Genomic DNA, 17,786 nt, shown 5'->3' with positions numbered 1-17,786 from the left:
GCGTCCGACGCAGTCCCCGCCACGCGGACTTGTGCGGTCACGACTCTGAGAACAGGGAGCGTTCCACTAGTGTGTCTCGCATCACATTCTGCACCCCTGCCCCGCACGCACTTCCCCGAATGAGGTCACACGATGAACTCCCTCGTGCTCGCGCTGGTCGGCGTCGCGATGATCGTCGCCGGCTACCTGCTCTACTCACGGTTCCTGGCCAGGAAGGTGTACCGGCTGGACCCGGACTACATCACGCCCGCCCACCGCTATGAGGACGGGATCGACTTCATCCCCACCAACAAGCTGGTCCTCTGGGGCCACCACTTCACGTCCGTGGCCGGTGCGGCGCCCATCGTGGGCCCGGCGGTGGCCGTGATCTGGGGGTGGGGCCCGGCCTTCCTCTGGGTCACGCTCGGCACCGTCTTCTTCGCCGGCATGCACGACCTCGGGGCCCTGTGGGCCTCGGGTCGCAACAAGGCGCAGTCGATCGGCACGCTCTCGGGCAAGTACATCGGCCGCCACGGCCGCAACCTGTTCCTCGTGGTGATCTTCCTGCTGCTGCTCATGGTGAACGCCGCCTTCGCGGTGGTGATCTCCAACCTGCTGGTCTCCACCCCCACCGCCGTCATCCCCACCTGGGGCGCGATCGTGGTCGCGCTGCTGGTCGGCCAGGCGATCTACCGCCTCAAGTGGAGCCTGCCGCTGGTCTCCGTGGTGGGCGTGGGCGCGCTCTACGGACTCATGCTGCTCGGCGACCGCTTCCCGATCGTCCTGCCGGAGACCATCCTCGGGCTCTCGGCGAACGCCTTCTGGATCGTCGTCCTCTTCGTCTACGCGGGCATCGCCTCCATGCTGCCGGTGTGGATGCTCCTGCAGCCGCGCGACTACATCAACGGCCTGCAGCTGTTCATCGGCCTGGGCATCCTCTACGGCGCCATCCTCATCTCCTCGCCCACCGTGGTGGCCCCGTTCTACAACGAGAACGTCCCGGAGGGCACCCCGGGCATCATTCCGCTGCTGTTCGTGACCATCGCCTGCGGTGCGATCTCCGGCTTCCACGGCATCGTCTCCTCCGGCACCTCCTCGAAGCAGATCGCGAAGGAGACCGACGCCCGGTTCGTCGGCTACTTCGGCGCTGTCGGCGAGGGCCTGCTGTCCCTCGGCACCATCATCGCGGTGACCGCGGGCTTCCGCTCTCTCGCGGACTGGGAGGAGGTCTACTCGGCCTTCGGCCAGGGCGGGGTGCAGGCCTTCGTGACCGCCGGCGGCCAGATCCTCAACACCGGACTGGGCATCCCCACCGGCCTGTCCTCCACGATCCTCGCGACCATGGCCGTGCTCTTCGCCGCGACCACCATGGACACCGGTGTGCGCCTGCAGCGCTTCGTGGTGGCGGAGATCGGCGGGATCCTGGGTCTGAAGCTCGGGACCCTGGTCTCCACGCTGATCGTTCTCGCCGTGACCATGGGCCTGGCGTTCGGCGCCGGTGCGGACGGCTCCGGCGGCATGGTCATCTGGCCCCTGTTCGGCACCACCAACCAGCTCATGGCCGCGCTGACGCTGTCCATCGTGTGCGTCATCCTGCTGCGCCTACGCCGTCCGGTCCTGCCGGTGCTCCTCCCGCTGGTGTTCGTGGCGTTCATGTCCGTGTACGCACTGTTCGTCCAGCTGGGGCAGTTCTGGAACGCGCAGAACTGGCTGCTCCTGGTCCTGGACGTCATCATCCTGGTCAGCGCGCTCTGGGTGCTGGTCACCGCCTTCGGTGCCATGGCCGCCGCCCGCAGGGCCCCGGCCGTCACCCCGGAGGAGGACGAGGCCGTGGACGCCGAGGACGCCTTGGAGCCCTCCGGCGGCCGCCGCGGCTGAACGGCGGAGGAACGCATGGGTGTCGGCGAACGCCTGAGGGCGCTCTCGGAGGGGCTGAACGCGTTCTACGCCGGCCCCTACCGGGCCACCTTCGCCCGGGCCCGCCGGGACGAGGAGGACCTGTTCATGATGATGGTCTTCTCGGACGCCCTCGGCGTGCCCAATCCCGCCACCTACTACACGGTGGAGCTGCTGCCCGTGGTCTACGAGCGGTTCCACGAGTGGCACCGGCGGATGGGCATGGAGCGCTCCCCGCTGGACACTATGAGCTGCTGCTGAGCGGGGTCCTGCACCCCGCCCCGCACCCAGCAGAGGACTCGGCGAAGGAGGAAAGGACATCCGGTGGGCTCCACGACGACGGACACGGGCCTGAGCACGCACCTCGCCTCCCGGCAGGTCGTCTTCTTCGGCGGCAAGGGAGGCGTGGGCAAGACGACGGTCGCCTCCGCCACCGCCGCGGCCCTCGCCGCCGCCGGGCGGCGCGTGCTCGTGGTCTCCACGGACCCGGCGCACAACCTCGGCCACCTGTGGGACACCGAGGTCGGGGACACGGAGACGGACCTGCTGACCGCGGAGGGCGGGGGAGCCGTCGTCGGGGTGGAGGTGGACCCGGACGCGGTGGCGGCGCGGCACCTGGGCGCCGTGAAGGACACGGTGCGCGGCCTGATGCCGGAGCACCTCCACCAGGAGGTCGACCGGTATTTCCGGCTCGCCGCGGCCTCACCCGGCACGCATGAGGCGGCGCTGCTGGAACGGATCTCCCGGATCGCCCTCGAGGCGCAGGAGCGGTTCGACGCGGTCCTGTTCGACACGGCCCCCACCGGTCACACGACGCGGCTGCTCGAGCTGCCCACCCTCATGGGCGCCTGGGCGGACGGGCTGCTGGAACGGCGCGACCGGACCGAGAGGTACGCGGACGCGATGCGCGGCCTGGACGGCAGGCGCGGGCTCGAGGGGCCACGGACCGCGCAGGAGCGGCGGGACCTGCGCATCCGCGAGGTGCTCACCGCACGGCGCCGGATCTTCGCGGACATGGAGGCGTTGCTGACGGACCCGGACCGGTGCACGTTCGTGCCGGTGCTGACGGCCGAGCGGATGCCCGTGCTGGAGACCGTGCAGCTGTGCCGCCGCCTGGCCGAGGACCGGATCGCCGTGGCGGCCCTGGTGGTCAACCGGCGCTCGCCCGAGGACGCGGGCGCGGCGCTCGCCGCGCGGTCGGTGTCCGAGGCGGGGCACATGGCGGATCTGGTGCGCCAGGTGCCGCACGTGCCCGTGGTGCAGGTGCCGTGGGTGGACGGCGAGCCCACCGGCCGGGAGGCCGTGACGGCGATCGGACGGCTGCTGGGCTGAGGGGCGGGCCGGGTCAGCGCCGCCGGAGCAGCACGAGCGTCTCGGTGTGCGCGGTCTGCGGGAACATGTCGAACACCCGGACCCGCTCGGCCCGGTACGAGGGCATCCGCGCGAGGTCCTGCGCGAGGGTGCGCGGATTGCAGCTCGAGTAGAGGACGGTCGGGATCCCCGAGGCCTCGAGCGCCGCCGAGAGGTCGGCGCCGATCCCGCGCCGGGGCGGGTTCACGACGACGGCCTCCGGGAGGCCGGCGGGCGCGTCGCCGTCGTCGGCGGACGGCTCCTGCCCCTCGGGGGACAGCGCTCGGGTGGCGTCGCCGGCCGCGAACCGCACGCGGTCCGCCGCGCCCAGCTCCCGCGCCGTCTCCTGCGCCGCCGCCACGGCCTCCGCGGTGGTCTCCAGGCCCCACACCTCGGGCACGCCCGCGGCCGCCAGGTGGAACGCGAACCCGCCGACGCCGCAGTACAGGTCCCACGCCGCGGCGGGGACGCCGCCGTCGCCCTCCGTGAGCCAGCGGGCCGCCGTCGCGTACAGGCCCTCGGTGACCGCGGTGTTGGTCTGGAAGAAGCCCTGCGGGCGCAGGCGCAGGCCGACCCCGTTCAGGCGCATCGTCAGGGTCTCCGCCCCGGCCAGCAGGATCTCCTCGTCCCCCTCGGGCAGGGCCACGTGCTCGGGCAGGAGGTTGGCGCTCACGACGGCGGCCGGCGTGCCCCGGGCGCCCAGGTCCGCCAGCAGCCCCGGCACCGCGGCGCGCAGCGCCTCGAGCCGCTCGCGCGAGCGCAGCACGAACCGCACCATCGCCTCCCGCTCGGGGGAGAGGGTCACGATCACGTTCTTCAGCTCGCCCGTGCGCGCGGCGACGTCGTAGGGCTCCAGGCCCGCCGCCGTGATCGCGGCCGCGCACGCGTGGAACACGCCCTCCATGCCGTCCAGGTAGAGGCCGCAGTCCCGCAGGTCCACGCCCGTGCCGTCGTGGTGTCTCGGGTGCTGCCGGGGGTCCAGGATGCCCAGCCGCGGGGCCTGCGCCGTGCCCGTCACCACCAGCTTGGCCTTGTTGCGGAACCCGGACTCGGGCCCGGCGAACGGCTCCTCCACCACCGTCCCCGCGTCCAGCACGTCCGCCAGTCCGGCCAGCACCGCGGCCTGCTTGTCCGCGAGCTGCCGCGCGTACGGCACGCCCATCAGGGGGCAGGAGCGGCACTCGCCGGCGTCGAAGTGGGGGCACTGCACGGGTCCGGCGCCTCAGTTCTGCGGGGCCGGGTCGAGGTCCGGGCGGCCGAGGCGCTGCGCCACGTGTGCCAGAGCGAGCTCCGCGGCAGCGGCCAGCTCCGGGTCCAGGTCCATGACCATCGCGGAGAGCGTCGGCTCCACCCTCTCGAGGTCCTCGGCGCGGGCCAGCGCACCCAGGGCCGAGGCCGCGGCCTCGCGCACCTCCGGGTGGGGGTCCCCGGCGGCGTCGCGCACCCGCTCCACGAGGGCCCGGTCCACCAGGGCGTCGGCCCGCAGGGCGTCCGCGCGCACGGCCAGCACCAGCAGCGCGGCGGCGCGCACGTCCGGGGCGTCGGCGTCGAGCGCGTCCGTCAGGGCCGGCACCGCGCGTCGGTGCCACACCGAGCTCAGCGCCAGGGCGCCGGTCGCGGCGGGGGAGAGGGCGCCGTCGTCGCCGGTCAGGGCGCGGGCCGCGCCCGAGGTCACGTCCTCCGGCGTCACGGCCCCGGTGAGCAGACGCACGGCCAGGCCCGCCACGGCGGCCTCGCCCCGGTCGTCGACCACCGCGGCCACGCGCCGCGCCAGGCGGGCGTGGGGGGTCTGGGGCTCGACGGGCAGGGGCAGGGGGTCGCGCGGGGTCATGCCCGCCATTGTCCCGCGCCCGCGGACCCGTCGGCGACCTGACGCCCGCCTGGACGTCCCATGGGTGGAGAGTGAGAGAGATCACCTGGGACGTGGCGTCGGTGATACCTTCGGGGCATGAGACGTCCCGGAGCCCTGTCCCTCGACTTCCGGGCGGAGAGCTTCGACCACCCCTCCGGCCTCGTGGACGCCGGCACCGTGATCGGGTGGATCGACAAGGTCGCGTACGCCGTGGCCGCCTCCTGGTCCGGGATGCACGTCCGGGCGCGCTACATGGGCAACATGCAGTTCCGCCGGCCCATCCCCGTGGACACCCGCGTGACCGTCCAGGGCCGGGTGGTCCGCACCCATGGCCCTGCCGTCCACGTGCAGACGCGGCTGCTGCTGCCCGAGATCCTCGACGACGACGGCCATCCCGTGGTCTCGACCAGCTCCCTGTGCGTGTACGCGGCGGACGAGGGCGGCCCGCCCCAGGATGTGCCTGAGTGGATCCCCGCCACTCCCGGTCAGATCGAGCGGGACGAGCAGGCCCGGACATCGAGCATCGAGCGGCGTGCGGTGGAGCGGGCCATGGCGCGCCTGCCCTTCCCCGAACCGGGCCAGGTCCATGACGAGATGGTCAGCCTGGCGTTCATCGCCCCCGTCGCCGAGGCCTCGGTGGGCGGGACGGTGCGCGGCGGTGCCGTGATGCGCTGGCTGGACGAGGCCGCGGCGGTGTGCGCGGCGCGCTGGACGGGGCATGAGAACGTGGCGGCCGTCTTCGCCGGCGGCGTGCGGTTCGTCCGGCCGGTGCGGGTGGGGGACCTGGTGCGTGTGGACGCCCTGCTCGTGAACACGACCCCCCGGTCGATGTACGTGGCGCTGCGCGTCCACGCCGGGCCGCGCAGTGCCCGGCAGCCCGAGCTGGTGGCGCACTCGATCTCCGTCATGGTGGACGTGGGCGACGACGGACGGGCCCTGCCCGTGCGGCCGTGGCGACCCGAGGGGGAGGCCGCCCGGCACCTGCGCGACTCGGCGGTGGAGCTGGTGCGGCTGCGCTCCGAGGTCGGTGCCGCCTGGACCGAGGCGGCACCCTCGGCGCGGGTCGGCTGAAGGCGCGGGCCGGATGGCCCCCGGGTGGGTGGGGCCCGCAGCGCGTCAGTACACTCGCGCCATGAGCCCGTCTGAGCGTCTCCGTGTCCAGCGCCCGTCCGATATCCTCACCTCGGTGGCCGTGCGCGCCGCGGCCGTCTACGGCCTGGCCTTCGGCGCCGTGCCGGTGGCCGCGGCGCTGGGCGTCACCGTGTACGACATGGCCAAGCGGCAGGGCCGCCTCCGGCGTCCCGCCCAGCGGCCGGGGACGTTCCAGGCGCAGGTCTCCACGTCCGCGCTGACGATCTTCACGTCCGGGCAGGACGTGTTCGACGACATGATCGCCGCCATCGATGGGGCCCAGGAGACCGTCAAGCTCGAGACCTACATCTGGAAGGACGACGCGACCGGCCGGCGCTTCAGGGACGCGGTCAACCGGGCGGCGCAGCGCGGGGTGGACGTCTGGGTGCAGTACGACGGGTTCGGCAACCTCGTGGTGCCGCGGTCCTTCTACCGCGGCTTCCACCCGGACGTGCGGGTGTTCCGGCTGCCGGCGTTCGCGCGCCCGTACTGGCGCGGACCGGTGCGGCACAGTGGCTTCAACCACTCCAAGATCCTGGTGGTGGACGGCAGGGTCGGCTACGTGGGCGGATACAACATCGGCGACGAGTACGCGACCGAGTGGCGGGACACCCATGTGAAGGAGGAGGGGCCGGCCGTCTGGGGGCTGGACCACTCCATCAGCCAGGTGTGGAACGCCGCGCACCCGCAGGAGGAGCAGATGGGGTGGATCACCCCGCTGTCCTGGGAGCCGGTGGTCACGGTGGCGGCGAACATGCCGCTGCGGCTGACCTATCCGATCCGCACCGTGTACCTGGAGGCGATCGACCGCGCCCAGCGGCGCATCTACATCTCCACCCCGTACTTCATCCCGGACCGGCAGGTCCTCGAGGCCCTCGAGGACGCCGCCCGCCGGGGTGTGGACGTGCGCGTGATGATCCCGAAGGACTCCAACCACGTGGTGGCGGACTGGGTGTCCCGGGGGTTCTACGCGGAGATGCTGGACGCCGGCATCACGGTCGTGCTGTACGCGGCGGGCATGATCCACGCCAAGACCGCCACGATCGACGGCGAGTGGTCCACCGTGGGCACCGCGAACATCGACCGGCTGTCCCTCAGCTTCAACTACGAGACGAACCTGTCCGTGGTGGACCGGGACTTCGCCGCGCGCATGGAGGAGATCTTCGCGGCGGACTCCGCGGTCTCCGAGGTGCTCACCGGTGCGCGGTGGAAGGACCGGCACGGGATGGCGCGCGTGGTGGAGACCTTGATGCGCCCGCTGCGCCCCCTGCTCTGACCCCGCGCACCGTGACGACGGCGGGCCGCCCCTTCCGGGCGGCCCGCCGTCGTCGTGCGGGGCCGTCGCCGAAGCCCCTCTTGCATACCCCCGGGGGTACCAGGTACGCTCGATTACATACCCCCGGGGGTATGGCGATGGGCTGACGGCCCGGCGCGCCCCCACCCCGATGCCGGCCCCGCCGGCCCCCGACAGGAGAGCGCATGCTGCTCGAGCGCATCTACGACGAGGACCTCGCCCAGGCCAGCTACGTGATCGGCTGCCAGGCGAAGAACGAGGCGATGGTGGTGGACCCCCGCCGCGACATCCAGGTGTACCTGGACCTGGCCGCCAAGAACGGCATGACCATCACCCACGTGACCGAGACCCACATCCACGCGGACTACCTCTCCGGCACCCGCGAGCTGACCCACGCCACCGGCGCCCAGATCCACCTGTCCGGTGAGGGCGGCGAGGACTGGGCCTACGGCTTCGAGGGCAACCTCCTCAAGGACGGGGACATCGTGAAGCTCGGCAACATCACCGTCGAGGCCGTGCACACCCCGGGTCACACCCCCGAGCACCTGTCCTTCCTGGTCACCGACGGCGCCTTCGCCGACGCCCCGGGCTACATGCTCACCGGCGACTTCGTGTTCTCCGGCGACCTCGGCCGCCCGGACCTGCTGGACGAGGCCGCCGGCGGCGTCGACACCCGCTTCGAGGGCGCCCAGCAGCTCTTCGCCTCCCTCAAGGCGAAGTTCCTGACCCTCCCGGACCACGTGCAGGTGTTCCCGGCCCACGGCGCCGGCTCCGCGTGCGGCAAGGCCCTCGGTGCGCTGCCCTCCACCACGGTCGGCTACGAGCGCGAGTTCGCCTGGTGGTCCGACTACCTGAAGAACGACGACGAGCAGGGCTTCATCGACGAGCTGCTCGACGGCCAGCCCGACGCCCACGCCTACTTCGCCCGCATGAAGCGCCAGAACAAGATCGGCCCGGCCATCCTGGGCGAGCTGCCCGAGCTTGTGGAGCTCGACGCCGAGGGCGTGCAGGCGACGCTCGCCGAGGGCGCCGTGTTCGCGGACACCCGCGCCGTGGACGAGATCCTCGCCGGCACCGTGCCGGGCGCGCTGGCCTTCCCGTCCCGCGGCAAGGTCGCCACGCACGCCGGCTGGGCCTATGACCCGGAGAGTGACGACGCCGCGATCGTGCTGCTCGCCGAGGACCGCGAGGACGCGGACATGATGCGCAACCACATGATCCGCGTGGGCGTCGACGCGGCCGCCGCGTTCACCACCTCCGTGGACGGCCTTACGCTGGAGCCGGTGCCCACCGTGCAGGCCGCCGAGCTGAAGTCCCGCATCGAGGCCGGCGAGGTCGGCGCGGAGCAGGACACCGTGCTGGTGGACGTGCGCAACAAGACCGAGTTCTCCGACGGCACCATCGCGGACGCCCAGCAGCTGAACTCCGGCAAGGTCCTCTTCCACCAGGACGAGCTCCCGAAGGACAAGACGCTGGTGACCTTCTGCCAGTCCGGCCTGCGCAACATCGTGGCCGCCCAGGCGCTGCGCCGCGCCGGGTTCGACGTCGTCGAGCTCGAGGACAGCTACGCCGCCTGGCAGCAGTCCTGACACACCCCCAGACCAACCCCGAGGAGCCCGTCCCATGAACGTCACCCTGTCCCCCGTCACCCCGCGCGACCTGAAGGCCGAGCTGGCCGCCCGCCCCGACGCCGTCGTGCTGGACGTGCGCACCCCCGGCGAGTTCGAGACCGAGCACATCGCCGGCTCCTACAACGTGCCGCTGGACCTGCTCCAGGAGCACGCGGACGAGGTCGCCGCCCGCCTGGACGGCACGGCGGTGCTCGTCTGCCAGTCCGGCAGCCGGGCCGGCACCGCCCAGGACCGTCTGGCCCAGGCCGGCTTCACCTCCGCACGCGTCCTGCAGGGCGGCATCTCCGCCTACGCCGAGGCCGGCGGCGAGGTCGTCCGCAGCGGCAACCGCTGGTCCATGGACCGCCAGGTCCGCATGACCGCCGGGTCCATCGCGCTGGTCGGGGCCGTGGCCTCCCAGGTCGGCTCGAAGCGGTTCGGCCTCATCCCCGCCGCGATCGGCGCGGGCCTGTCCTTCTCCGCCGTGTCCAACACGTGCGCCATGGCGTCCGTGCTGGCCAAGATGCCGTGGAACCGCCCCGCGCGGGAGCGCTCCGCGGGCGACGTGATCGGCCGCATCCCCGCCGGCGCGGGGAAGCGGAGCTGACCCGTGATGTGGATCGTCCTCGCACTGGCCCTCGTGGTCGGCCTGCTGCTCGGCCTCATGGGTGGCGGCGGATCGATCCTCATGGTGCCGCTGCTGACGTACGTGGCCGGCCTCGAGCCGAAGCAGGCCATCGCGGGCTCCCTGTTCGTGGTGGGTGTGACCTCGCTGGTCTCGGTGCTGCTGCGCTCGCGGCACGGCACCGTCCGGTGGCGCACCGGCCTGATCTTCGGCGCGGCCTCGATGGTGGGTGCCCTCCTGGGCGGCGTCGTCGGCGGCTTCCTGCCGGGGACCCTGCTGCTGATCGCCTTCGCGGTGATGATGCTCTTCACGGCGTGGGCCATGATCCGGCCCAAGAAGAAGCAGCCGGCGGCCGCCCCCTCAGTGGAGGCCTCGGCTGACGCCGTGCCCCGCCGCCACCCGCTCGGGAAGATCCTGCTGGAGGGCGTCGTCGTCGGCTTCGTCACGGGCATCGTCGGCGCCGGCGGCGGGTTCCTCGTGGTCCCTGCGCTGGTCCTGCTCGGCGGCCTGCCGATGTCCGCCGCGGTGGGCACGTCCCTGCTGGTGATCGCCATGAAGTCCTTCGCGGGCCTCGGCGGCTACCTGACCAGCGTGACGCTGCCGTGGGACCTGCTGCTGTGGGTCACCGGTGTGGCCCTGGTCGGTGCGCTGATCGGCGTCCCGCTCGTGAAGCGGGTCCCGGAGAAGGCGCTCAAGAAGGGCTTCGGCTGGTTCGTGCTGGCCATGGGCGTGGTGATCCTCGTCCAGGAGCTCATCGGTCTCCTCGTGTGACCTCCGGCGACGCCTCCGGATACCCCCGGGGATATGATTTCCCTTCCCATCCCCGTCAGAAGGAGGCCGCCGTGCGCACCGCCGACGCCGAGACCCAGCGCAAGATCGTCAACCGCCTCAAGCGGGCCCGCGGCCAGCTGGACGCCGTCATCCGCGAGGTCGAGGGCGAGGGCCGCTGCAAGGACGTGGTCACCCAGCTCTCCGCCGTGTCCACCGCGCTGGACCGCGCCGGCTTCGCGATCGTCTCCTCCGCCATGCAGCACTGCCTGGCGGACCCGGCCGAGGCGGCCGAGGGCGAGGAGCAGCTGACCGTGGCCGAGCTCGAGAAGCTCTTCCTGTCCCTCGCCTGACCCGCCCCGTCCCACCCCCCCCGCCCCCGCCCCCCGCGAATCCACTGCGGTTCTGACCCTTCTGAGGGCGGAATCCGGCCCCAGAAGGGTCACGAGTGCAGTGGATCCAGGGAGGGGGCGATTCCCTCCCCATCCCCTACCGAGAGGGCCCTCATCATGTGTCGTGCAGTGACCTGCGACGTCTGCGGCAAGACCACCTGGGCCGGCTGCGGCCAGCACGTGGCCTCCGTGAAGGCCGACGTGCCCGCCGGTCAGTGGTGCGACGGCCGCCACGGCCCCGCCGAGCACGCGGCCGGCGCCGGCGCCGCGGAGCCCCGCGGCGGCTTCCTGTCCCGGCTGTTCGGGCGCTGACGCCGCAGCGGCCGTCCGACGCCGCCGACCGGTCCGCCCACCCGCCCACCTGCGAATTCCCTGCACTTCTGACCCTTCTGAGAGCCTCGTCCGGCCTGAGAAGGGTCAGAAGTGCAGTCGATTCGGCGGGGGTGGGGGAGACCTAGGATGGCCGCATGTCCTCCGAGCAGCCCTCCGCCCCGTCCGACGCCGCCCCTGAGACCCGCGACGGCGACGCCCCCGCCGGCGTCATCACCGACCCCAAGGACGCCCGCCTGGCCAAGGTGCGCGAGCTGCTCAAGGGCAGGAACAAGGGCTCGCGGGCCATCATCATCGACGACGAGGAGCCCCTCGCCGAGGCCCTGCGCCACGGCGTCGCGGTGTTCACCGTGTTCCACGGCGAGGACACCGAGCTGCCGGCGTCCGTGACGGAGCTGCTGCCCGCCGACGCGGACGTGCAGGTGGTCTCCACCCACGCCGCCAAGGAGCTGTTCGGCGTGGAGCGGCGCTCGCGGATCTTCGCGCTGGCCCGCCGCCCCAAGCCGCTCACCGTGGCGGAGCTGCTGGAGCACCCCGGGGACGTCGCCGTGCTGGACGGCGTGAAGCTCATGGGCAACATCGGCGCGGTGACGCGCTCGGCCAAGGCCCTCGGCTTCGCGGGGCTCATCCTCGTGGACTCGGACCTCGCCTCCGTGACGGACCGCCGCCTCGTGCGGGCCTCGCGCGGCATGGTCTTCGCCCTGCCGCTGGCGCTCGCCACGGCCGACGACGTCGTCGCCCACCTGAGCGAGGCCGGCGTCCCCCTGGTCTCGCTGGACCCGGAGGCGCGGGAGCCGCTGTCCGGGATCGCGGGGATCGAGGGGCGCCTCGCTCTGCTGCTGGGCTCGGAGAAGCGCGGGGCGTCCTCGCGGCTCGAGCAGGCGGCGGAGCGCTCGGTGCGGATCGACATCCACCCGGACGTGGAGTCCCTCAACGTCTCCGTCTCCGCCGCGCTGGCCATGTACGAGCGGCGCGGGGCCAACCCGCTGCCGTCCCCCTCGGAGGGCTGAGCGCTCAGCCCTTGAGGGCGCCCGCGAACGCCACGATCAGGCTGTAGAGCGCCTCGCCGGCCCGGCTCGCCTCGTCCGGCCGGGGTGCGGGGTGGACTCGCCAGGCGAGGGGCATGCCGGGGGTGTGGACGGCGTCGGCCAGCGTCCAGGCCTGGTCCGTGCTCCCGTCGACCGCCAGGAACTCCGTGGTCCCCGCGTCCACGTGGTGGGCCACGTGCAGCTCCGTGTGCCACGGGTCCTCGGCGCCGGGCCCCTGCCACGTGGCGGCCAGGCGCTCGACCTCCCCGCCGGGCTCCCGCGTGCGGTGGGCGTGCCACAGCCGGGCCTCCAGCGGAAGCTCCGGCGCGGCGAGTCCCTCCACGACGTCGGTCAGGATCCGGCCCGCGTCCGAGCGCTCCGGTGCGCGGAGCCAGACGGGGGCGCCGCGGTCGTCGGGAAGGAGGGCGAGGCCGGTGGACGCCTCGTCACCGAAGAGGCCGGTGCGCACGAGCTCCACCTCGAGGCCCTCGACGGGGCCTCCCGCTCGGCGGGTGTGCAGGGCGAGTCCGCGCGTGTTCGCGCGGTCCTCGATGGTGAGGCGCCCGGGACCTCCCGCCAGGCGCCCCTCCACCCGGACCACGACGACGGCCCCGTCACCGGTGCGGACGCGGAGACTGGTCCCTGCATGGTGCTGGCGGCCGGCCATCGCCTCCCCCTTCCGCCGAACACGTGACGGCCGTATCGGTCGCGGGTGAATGTTCGGCCACTGTAGACCGAGCCGGGCGGCGCTGCCGTCGTCCCTGTGGGGAGGCTTATGCTGTCCGGAGGTTCGTGGAGAATCGTCCTCGACGGGCCGTGACCCCACGGACGCCCTGCCTCGACACCTCGTTGGGAGCCCCATGCTCTGGACCCTGCTGCGCCGGCACCTGCGCCCGTATGCCGGCGCGGTGCTGGCCGTCGTCGTGCTCCAGCTGGTCAGCACGCTGGCCATGCTGTACCTGCCCAGCCTCAACGCGCGCATCATCGACGAGGGCGTGGCCCGCGGGGACACCGCCCGGATCTGGGACCTCGGGCTCGTCATGCTCGGGGTGGCGCTCGTGCAGGTGGTGGCCGCGATCGCCGCGGTCTGGTTCGGGGCGAAGGCCGCCATGGGCGTGGGCCGGGACCTGCGCCGCGCGGTCTACACGCGCGTGGACGGGTTCTCCGCCGAGGAGCTCGGCCGCTTCGGCGCGCCCACGCTGATCACGCGCGGCACCAACGACGTCAACCAGGTCCAGATGCTCACCCTGATGGGCCTGAACTTCATGGTGGCGGTGCCGATCATGGCGGTGGGCGGCATCCTCATGGCCGTGCAGGAGGACCCCGGGCTGTCCTGGCTCGTGTGGGTCTCCGTGCCGGTGCTGCTGGTGATCGTCGGGGTCATCGTGGCGCGCCTGATGCCGCTGTTCCGGCGCATGCAGGACGAGATCGACGCCGTCAACGGCGTGATGCGCGAACAGGTGACCGGCATCCGCGTGGTCCGGGCGTTCGTGCGCGAGCGCCACGAGGCGGAGCGGTTCACGGACGCCAACGGTGCGCTGGCGCGCACCTCCGTGCTGATCGGCCGGCTCTTCGTGCTGCTGGGCCCGGTGATCACGATGATCCTGCACCTGGCCACGGCGGCGGTGCTGTGGTTCGGGGGCCAGCGGGTCGACGCCGGGCTCGTGGAGGTCGGCTCCCTCACCGCGTTCATGCAGTACCTGCTGCAGATCCTCATGGCTGTCATGATGGGCACCTTCATGATGATGATGCTCCCGCGCGCCGTGGTCTCCGCCGGCCGCATCGGCGAGGTCCTGGACACCGTGCCCACCCTCGCCGAGCCGGTGCACCCCGTGGAGCCCGCGCAGCGGCGCGGGGAGGTCGAGTTCCGGGACGTCACCTTCGCCTACCCCGGCGCCGAGGCGCCGGTGCTGGACGGCGTCAGCTTCACCGTGGCCCCCGGCACCACGACGGCGATCATCGGCTCCACCGGCGCCGGCAAGTCCACGCTGGTGAACCTCATCCCGCGCCTCTACGACGCCACGGACGGGCAGGTGCTGCTCGACGGGGTGCCGGTGACGCAACTGGCGCGGGCGGAGCTGACCCACGCCGTGGCGCTCGTCCCGCAGAAGCCGTTCCTGTTCTCCGGGACGGTGGCCGAGAACATGCGCTTCGGCGCGCCGGGCGCCACCGAGGAGCAGATCTGGGCGGCCCTGAAGACCGCGCAGGCCGCGGACTTCGTGCGGGAGCGGACCACCGGGGAGGGGGAGACGGCGGCCAGCGGGCTGGAGTCCCGTCTCTCCCAGGGCGGCACGGACGTCTCCGGCGGCCAGCGGCAGCGGCTGTCCATCGCGCGTGCGCTCGTGGCAGCGCCGCGGATCCTGGTGTTCGACGACTCGTTCTCCGCCCTGGACGTGACCACGGACGCTCGCCTGCGGGGGGCTCTGGACGCGCGGGCCGCGGGCATCACCCGCATCGTCGTCGCCCAGCGGGTGGCCACCATCACCGAGGCGGACCAGATCGTGGTGCTGGACGAAGGCCGGGTGGTCGGCCGCGGCACCCACGCCGAGCTGCTGGCCGGCAACGAGACCTACCGGCAGATCGTGGACTCCCAGGTGCGCGAGGAGGAGCCGGCATGAGCGAGCAGCTGACGGACGCCGAGCTCGCCGAGCTCCAGGAGGCGGGCGTCACGGACGAGTGGGGCGGTGGACCCGGCCGGAAGGCCAAGGCGTTCTGGCCGTCGGCCCGGCGGCTGCTGGGCCTGTTCCAGGCCGAGCGCACCGGCCTGGTGGTGGTCGCGCTGATGGTGCTGGTCGCCGTCGTGTTCAACGTGTGGGCCCCGCACGTCCTGGGACGGGCGATGGACGTGATCTTCGGCGGCCTCGTCTCCCGGGAGATGCCCGCGGGGATGAGCCGCGAGCAGGTGATCGAGGGCCTGCGAGCCCAGGGTGAGGGCCAGGCCGCGGACATGCTGTCCGGCATGGCGTTCACGCCGGGGCAGGGGATCGACTTCGGCGAGCTGGGGCGGCTGATCCTGATCGTCCTGGCCATGTATGTGGTGGCGCAGACGTTCATGTGGCTGCAGGGGCGCGTGCTGAACGACCTGGTGATGCGGATCGTGTTCCGGCTGCGCCAGGACATCGAGGCGAAGGTCAACCGGCTGCCGCTGAGCTACTTCGACACCCGCCAGCGCGGCGACCTGCTCTCCCGCACCACCAATGACGTGGACAACGTCCAGCAGGCCCTGCAGCAGGCGTTCGCCACCCTCGTGTACTCGGTGCTGACCATCCTCGGCATCGTCGGGATGATGTTCTGGCTGTCCTGGCAGCTCGCCCTGATCGCGCTGATCGCACTGCCGGTGGCGGGCGTCGTCGTCGGCGTGGTGGGCAAGAAGTCCCAGGCGCTGTTCACTGCGCAGTGGCGGGAGACCGGCCGGCTCAACGGGCACATCGAGGAGTCCTTCACCGGGCACGAGCTGGTGACCGTGTTCGGGCGGCAGGCGGACATGGCCGAGCGCTTCGACGAGCGCAACGAGGCCATGTACGAGGCCTCGTTCAAGGCGCAGTTCTACTCCGGGATGATCATGCCGATCATGCAGTGGGTGAACTGGCTGGGATACGTGGGGATCGCCGTGGTGGGCGGGCTGCGGGTGGCCAACGGCCAGATGACCCTGGGCGCGGTGACCGCGTTCATCCAGTACTCGCGCGAGTTCAACCAGCCGTTGGGTCAGGTGGCCGGCATGGCCAACATGCTGATCTCCGGCGTGGCCTCGGCCGAGCGCATCTTCGAGCTCCTCGACGAGCCCGAGCAGGCCCCGGACGGCGACGCCGTCGCGCACCTGCCGCGGCCGGTGCGCGGCCGCGTGGAGTTCGAGCACGTGCGGTTCTCCTATACCCCGGAGAAGCCGCTCATCACGGACCTGGACCTGGTGGCGCAGCCGGGCCAGACCATCGCGATCGTCGGGCCCACCGGCGCGGGCAAGACCACCCTGGTGAACCTCATCATGCGGTTCTACGAGGTGGACGGCGGCCGGATCCTGGTGGACGGCGTGGACATCCGCTCGGTGTCCCGGGCCGAGCTGCGCGCCGTGACCGGCATGGTGCTGCAGGATGCAGTGCTGTTCGGCGGGACCATCCGGGAGAACATCCGCTACGGGCGGCTGGACGCCACGGACGAGGAGGTCGTCGCCGCGGCGAAGGCCACGTTCGTGGACCGCTTCGTGCGCACGCTCCCGGACGGCTACGACACGGTGATCGAGCAGGACGCGGACAACGTCTCGGCCGGCGAGCGGCAGCTGATCACCATCGCGCGGGCGTTCTTGGCGCAGCCGTCCATCCTCATCCTGGACGAGGCCACCTCCTCCGTGGACACCCGCACCGAGGTGCTGGTGCAGGAGGCCATGGCGGCGCTGCGCAGCGACCGGACGAGCTTCGTGATCGCGCACCGCCTCTCCACCATCCGGGACGCGGACGTGATCCTGGTGATGGAGCACGGCGACATCGTGGAGCAGGGCTCCCATGACGAGCTGCTCGCCGCGCGCGGCGCCTATCACCGGCTGTACACGAGTCAGTTCCAGGGCGGGGAGGACGAGCACCACGACGACGGCGGCGCGCCCGCCTCGCGCGAGGACGCCCGGTGACCCCGAGGCGGGGGGACGCCGGCGCCGAAGCGGTGGCCGCCGTCGTCGCCGCGACGCGGGACCACCGCATGACGTTCCCCATCCAGGCGCGGGTGAGCCTCACGAGCCCGCACCAGCCGGAGCCGGAGGTGTACGAGGTCCGGGCGCGCGGCGACGGCGGTTTCGCGGCCCGATCTGCGCGGCGCGATCTCTTCTACGACCCGCGCACGGGACAGGAGCGGCTGGTGGTCCACGCGTCGCCGGGGCAGGAGGGCTTCACCCGGGAACGGGTGTGGCCGTGGTTGTCCCCGTCGCACCGGGTGCTGGCGATGTTCGCCCCCGCCGAGCTGGGGATCTGGGGCGGGACCCATGACCAGCACCGGGTGTGCGCGGCCCGCTGGCTGGGCGAGCGCGCCGTGCGGGTGGACCTGGTGCGCCGAGAGGAGCCGGCGGGGAGCGAGGCAACAGGGTACGCGGAGGTGGATCTCGGCAACGCCGTAGTCACGCGGATGCTCCTGGACGGCGAGGCCTACGTCCTGGAGGCGGCGCGCGTCGTCGACGACGGGGACGTGACCGGGCCGGTCGTTGGGCCGCACCTGCCGGGGTGGCCGCGCTCATTCGTCCCCTGAGATTGCGCATCCGTCACGCGCAGGACCCTCTTGTCTCCCTGGTGGGGCACGTCTGTGGACCGACCGAGAATTCTCTGGACACAGGGCGAGCACCTTCGTATAGTGTGACGTAGCTCACGACTGGGCGTGAACCATAAGGATGAGCGACATGGGTATGAGGCAGCGGATTTCTAAGGTCGGTGCCGGCGTGGCCGTCGCTGGACTGTTGGCCGTCTCCGGTGCGGTGCCAGCGCAGGCGCTGACGGACTCCGGTCGGCAGGACTGCAGCGCAGGAGGCGGGTAGGTGGGAGCACGAGGCGAGCAGC

The 17,786-nt window shown here is 72.4% G+C and carries 17 protein-coding genes; 14 read left to right on the top strand and 3 right to left on the bottom strand.

Translation table 11 applies throughout. The features are described from left to right. The first annotated feature begins 132 nt into the window (after positions 1-132). The 3 genes from MA879_RS00380 to MA879_RS00370 all read left to right on the top strand — a co-directional run bounded on the left by MA879_RS00380 (position 133) and on the right by MA879_RS00370 (position 3,207). Positions 133-1,857: a carbon starvation CstA family protein gene (locus MA879_RS00380; protein ID WP_248122264.1), complete on the top strand. Its 1,725-nt coding sequence runs from the start codon at positions 133-135 to the stop codon at positions 1,855-1,857. Between the two features lie 15 nt (positions 1,858-1,872). Further along, positions 1,873-2,136, top strand: coding sequence for a cory-CC-star protein (locus tag MA879_RS00375; RefSeq protein WP_248122263.1), 264 nt, complete (start codon positions 1,873-1,875; stop codon positions 2,134-2,136). 63 nt (positions 2,137-2,199) lie between these two features. Further along, positions 2,200-3,207 (top strand): ArsA family ATPase, encoded by a 1,008-nt coding sequence (locus MA879_RS00370; RefSeq protein ID WP_248122261.1) that lies wholly within the window; start codon positions 2,200-2,202, stop codon positions 3,205-3,207. A gap of 13 nt (positions 3,208-3,220) precedes the next feature. Here MA879_RS00370 and rlmC read toward each other — a convergent pair whose 3' ends face one another. Both rlmC and MA879_RS00360 read right to left on the bottom strand, forming a co-directional pair. After that, a complete protein-coding gene (gene rlmC / locus MA879_RS00365) occupies positions 3,221-4,435 on the bottom strand; it encodes a 23S rRNA (uracil(747)-C(5))-methyltransferase RlmC (RefSeq protein WP_248122259.1) in 1,215 nt (404 codons plus the stop codon). 12 nt (positions 4,436-4,447) lie between these two features. Further along, entirely contained in the window at positions 4,448-5,056 is a 609-nt protein-coding gene (locus MA879_RS00360) for a hypothetical protein (protein WP_248122257.1), read from the bottom strand. A 117-nt stretch (positions 5,057-5,173) separates the two neighbouring features. Here MA879_RS00360 and MA879_RS00355 point away from each other — a divergent pair, with 117 nt between their 5' ends. The 8 genes from MA879_RS00355 (at position 5,174) to MA879_RS00320 (ending at position 12,237) form a co-directional block, all read left to right on the top strand. After that, positions 5,174-6,148 carry an acyl-CoA thioesterase gene (locus MA879_RS00355; RefSeq protein WP_248122255.1) on the top strand — a complete coding sequence of 325 codons (975 nt, stop codon included), beginning with the start codon at positions 5,174-5,176 and terminating at the stop codon, positions 6,146-6,148. A gap of 61 nt (positions 6,149-6,209) precedes the next feature. Continuing rightward, the gene (locus MA879_RS00350) at positions 6,210-7,484 is read left to right on the top strand and encodes a phospholipase D-like domain-containing protein (RefSeq protein ID WP_418001200.1); all 1,275 of its coding nucleotides are present in this window, start codon (positions 6,210-6,212) and stop codon (positions 7,482-7,484) included. A gap of 203 nt (positions 7,485-7,687) precedes the next feature. Continuing rightward, positions 7,688-9,091, top strand: coding sequence for an MBL fold metallo-hydrolase (locus MA879_RS00345; RefSeq protein WP_248122252.1), 1,404 nt, complete (start codon positions 7,688-7,690; stop codon positions 9,089-9,091). A gap of 34 nt (positions 9,092-9,125) precedes the next feature. Then, on the top strand, positions 9,126-9,719 hold the full coding sequence (locus MA879_RS00340; protein WP_248122250.1) for a rhodanese-like domain-containing protein: 594 nt from the start codon (positions 9,126-9,128) through the stop codon (positions 9,717-9,719). Positions 9,720-9,725: 6 nt separating this feature from the next. After that, entirely contained in the window at positions 9,726-10,508 is a 783-nt protein-coding gene (locus MA879_RS00335; RefSeq protein ID WP_248122641.1) for a sulfite exporter TauE/SafE family protein, read from the top strand. Between the two features lie 71 nt (positions 10,509-10,579). Beyond that, a complete protein-coding gene (locus MA879_RS00330) occupies positions 10,580-10,858 on the top strand; it encodes a metal-sensitive transcriptional regulator (RefSeq protein WP_248122248.1) in 279 nt (92 codons plus the stop codon). 156 nt (positions 10,859-11,014) lie between these two features. Beyond that, positions 11,015-11,209 (top strand): hypothetical protein, encoded by a 195-nt coding sequence (locus tag MA879_RS00325; protein WP_248122246.1) that lies wholly within the window; start codon positions 11,015-11,017, stop codon positions 11,207-11,209. 155 nt (positions 11,210-11,364) lie between these two features. Continuing rightward, the gene (locus tag MA879_RS00320) at positions 11,365-12,237 is read left to right on the top strand and encodes a TrmH family RNA methyltransferase (RefSeq protein ID WP_248122244.1); all 873 of its coding nucleotides are present in this window, start codon (positions 11,365-11,367) and stop codon (positions 12,235-12,237) included. A gap of 4 nt (positions 12,238-12,241) precedes the next feature. On the opposite strand, the gene MA879_RS00315 is transcribed toward MA879_RS00320, so the two are convergent. Further along, complete coding sequence (locus tag MA879_RS00315; protein ID WP_248122242.1) at positions 12,242-12,922, bottom strand: hypothetical protein; 681 nt, start codon at positions 12,920-12,922, stop codon at positions 12,242-12,244. A gap of 193 nt (positions 12,923-13,115) precedes the next feature. On the opposite strand from MA879_RS00315, the gene MA879_RS00310 reads away from it, so the two are divergent. From MA879_RS00310 to MA879_RS00300, 3 genes are read left to right on the top strand one after another with little or no spacing between them, the layout of a single operon-like run. Continuing rightward, positions 13,116-14,873, top strand: a complete 1,758-nt coding sequence (locus MA879_RS00310; protein ID WP_248122240.1) for an ABC transporter ATP-binding protein — start codon at positions 13,116-13,118, stop codon at positions 14,871-14,873. Continuing rightward, the gene (locus tag MA879_RS00305) at positions 14,870-16,873 is read left to right on the top strand and encodes an ABC transporter ATP-binding protein (protein ID WP_248122238.1); all 2,004 of its coding nucleotides are present in this window, start codon (positions 14,870-14,872) and stop codon (positions 16,871-16,873) included. The genes MA879_RS00310 and MA879_RS00305 overlap by 4 nt, the downstream gene beginning before the upstream one ends. Continuing rightward, positions 16,870-17,481, top strand: coding sequence for a hypothetical protein (locus MA879_RS00300; RefSeq protein ID WP_248122235.1), 612 nt, complete (start codon positions 16,870-16,872; stop codon positions 17,479-17,481). The genes MA879_RS00305 and MA879_RS00300 overlap by 4 nt, the downstream gene beginning before the upstream one ends. Positions 17,482-17,786: the final 305 nt, after the last annotated feature.

The sequence above is a fragment of the Micrococcus lacusdianchii genome (assembly GCF_023155805.1).
GTDB classification, from domain to species: domain Bacteria; phylum Actinomycetota; class Actinomycetes; order Actinomycetales; family Micrococcaceae; genus Micrococcus; species Micrococcus lacusdianchii.
This window is presented reverse-complemented; position numbering and strand designations above follow the sequence as displayed.